Origin of the sequence: Kocuria sp. ZOR0020, from assembly GCF_000800955.1 — a bacterium.
GTDB lineage: Bacteria > Actinomycetota > Actinomycetes > Actinomycetales > Micrococcaceae > Kocuria > Kocuria subflava.
This window is the reverse complement of sequence record NZ_JROX01000306.1, coordinates 1-2,311: the sequence shown is the minus strand read 5'-3', so window position 1 is coordinate 2,311 and position 2,311 is coordinate 1. Positions and strand designations below refer to the sequence as shown.

General features: G+C 65.3%; 2 protein-coding genes and 1 riboswitch. Both genes read right to left on the bottom strand.

Going from position 1 to position 2,311, the window contains the following annotated elements; all coding sequences use genetic code 11:
* On the bottom strand, positions 1-1,332 hold a 1,332-nt coding region (locus L979_RS13325), incomplete at its 3' end, for a bifunctional o-acetylhomoserine/o-acetylserine sulfhydrylase (RefSeq protein WP_047692685.1).
* Between the two features lie 67 nt (positions 1,333-1,399).
* Positions 1,400-1,514: riboswitch (SAM riboswitch) on the bottom strand.
* Between the two features lie 74 nt (positions 1,515-1,588).
* On the bottom strand, positions 1,589-2,311 hold a 723-nt coding region (locus L979_RS13320; RefSeq protein ID WP_047692684.1), incomplete at its 5' end, for a CPBP family intramembrane glutamic endopeptidase.

The window sequence follows — 2,311 nt, the reverse complement described above, 5'->3', positions numbered from 1 at the left end:
AGCAGCGGCCGCCAATCCGAGCTCAAGGTCGGCCAGGATGTCGTCGATGTGCTCGAGCCCCACGGAGAGGCGGACAAAGCCCGGCTGCACCCCGGCATCGGCCTGCTCCTGTGCGCTGAGCTGGGCGTGGGTGGTGGAGGCCGGGTGGATCACCAAGGAGCGGACGTCCCCGATGTTCGCCACGTTGGAGTGCAACACCAACGCATCGGCAAAGGCCTGACCGGCGGCAGCCCCTCCTGTGAGCTCGAATCCCACAATGGACCCGGCCCCCTGGGGCAGGTACTTCTGCGCGGTGGTGAACCACGGGGAGGATTCCAGTCCGGCGTAGGTGACGGACACGACGTCGTCGCGCCCCTGCAGCCACTGTGCCACCGCTGCGGCATTGGAGACGTGGCGGTCCATGCGCAGGGACAGCGTTTCAATGCCCTGTTCGATCAGGAAGGCGTTGAAGGGTGCAATGGAGGCACCTAGGTCACGCAACAGTTGGGTGCGGACCTTGAAGGCGTAGGACACGTTGGCTCCGAATGGGCCATCGGCACCGAAAACCTCTCCGAACACAATGTTGTTGTAGGACGGATCCGGGGTGACGAACTCGGGGAACCGGTCCGGGTACCGGGTGTAGTCGAAGTTCCCGGAGTCCACCACGAACCCGCCGATGGACGTCCCGTGCCCACCCAGGAACTTGGTGGCCGAATGCACCACCACATCCGCACCCCATTCGATGGGGCGCAGCAGGTACGGGGTGGCCACCGTGTTGTCCACGATCAGCGGCACCTCGGCAGCATGAGCGGCCTCCGCCACGGCCTGGATGTCCAGGACATCTCCACGCGGGTTGGGGATGGTTTCTGCAAAGAACGCCTTGGTGTTGGGCTGCACGGCTGCGGCCCACGCTTGCGGGTCCGCCGGTTCGGTCACAAAGGTGACCTCAATGCCCAGTTTGGCCAAGGTGTACTTGAACAGGTTGAAGGTTCCGCCGTAAAGAGAGGCACTGGCCACAACGTGGTCACCGCTACCGGCGATGTTCAAGATCGCATACGAGGTGGCCGCCTGCCCGGAAGCAACCATGACCGCAGCAACACCGCCCTCCAGGGAGGCCACACGGTTCTCCACCACTTCCACGGTGGGGTTGGTCAAGCGCGTGTAAATGGGGCCGAGTTCCTGCAGCGCAAAACGGCCGGCGGCGGTGGCGGAGTCGGGAAACACAAAGGACGTGGTCTGCTGGATGGGCAGCGCCCGCGCGCCGGATCCGGGATCCGGGGCCTGTCCGGCGTGGATCTGACGGGTTTCGAAGTTCCAGCCTGCGGGGTTGGCCGGGGTGGGAGAGTCGCTCATCGGTGGCTCCTGGTCTCAGGGGTCGTGAGCCGGGCCCGGCACGGTCCCAGTGCCACCCCGGGTCCGCGACCCGCGCTTGCCGGAACACGTTTGTATCCGGCCCGGTCCTCACCCAGGGCACCCCACCGCGGTTGGAGGGTTGCCGGCCAGCAAGCTGGGGCTTGACGCTGGCTCTCGTGACCGCCTTCATTCTCCGGTGTGGGCGGAGTGATCTGCAACCCGGATCACGACGACGCCCCCGGTGTGACCCCGGATCTCAGCCGAAGAACCAGGCTCCTGCCAAGAACCCCACGGCATCCAGCAGGAAGTGGGCAATCACCAGCGGCATGATCCGTCCCGTGCGCCGGTAGATCCACAGGAACACCAGCCCCATGACCACGTTGCCCAACGCCGGGCCTAAGCCTTGGTAGAGGTGGTAGCTGCCGCGCAGCAGCGCCGTACCGATCAGCACCATCGGCCAGCTCCAGCCCACCCGCAGCAGACGGTCGGCCAGGAAGGCCACCACAATGACTTCCTCCACCAGGGAGTGCCGCAGAGCCTGGGCCACCAACAGCAGGATGTTCCACCACTCGGTTCCCCCGGCATTGGTGGTCAGTTCCGCCGTGATGCCCAGCGCCCTGCCGGCTTGGTAGAGCCCCAAGGTGCCCAGACCCATCACCAGGAACAGCAGTGCACCCAGTGCCAGGTCAGGCAGTGGTGCTTTGAAGTCCAGGCCTATCCGGCGGACCACGGTCCTGAGCTGACCGGCAGAACCTGCCAGGAAGTACAGCGCCAACACCACCGGAACAAAAGCCAAGACGATGGTGAGCACCTGGCGCAGCACATCAAAAACCGGGGAGGCACTCATGACCCGGTTCATGGTGGCCTGGGAGTCGGCAATCCCAGTGGTGGTGGCAGCTTCCGCCAGGCTGAGCACCGACCACAGGGCACTGGCACCCACGGAAACACCCAGCACCACCAGGATCTGCAACCACAGATC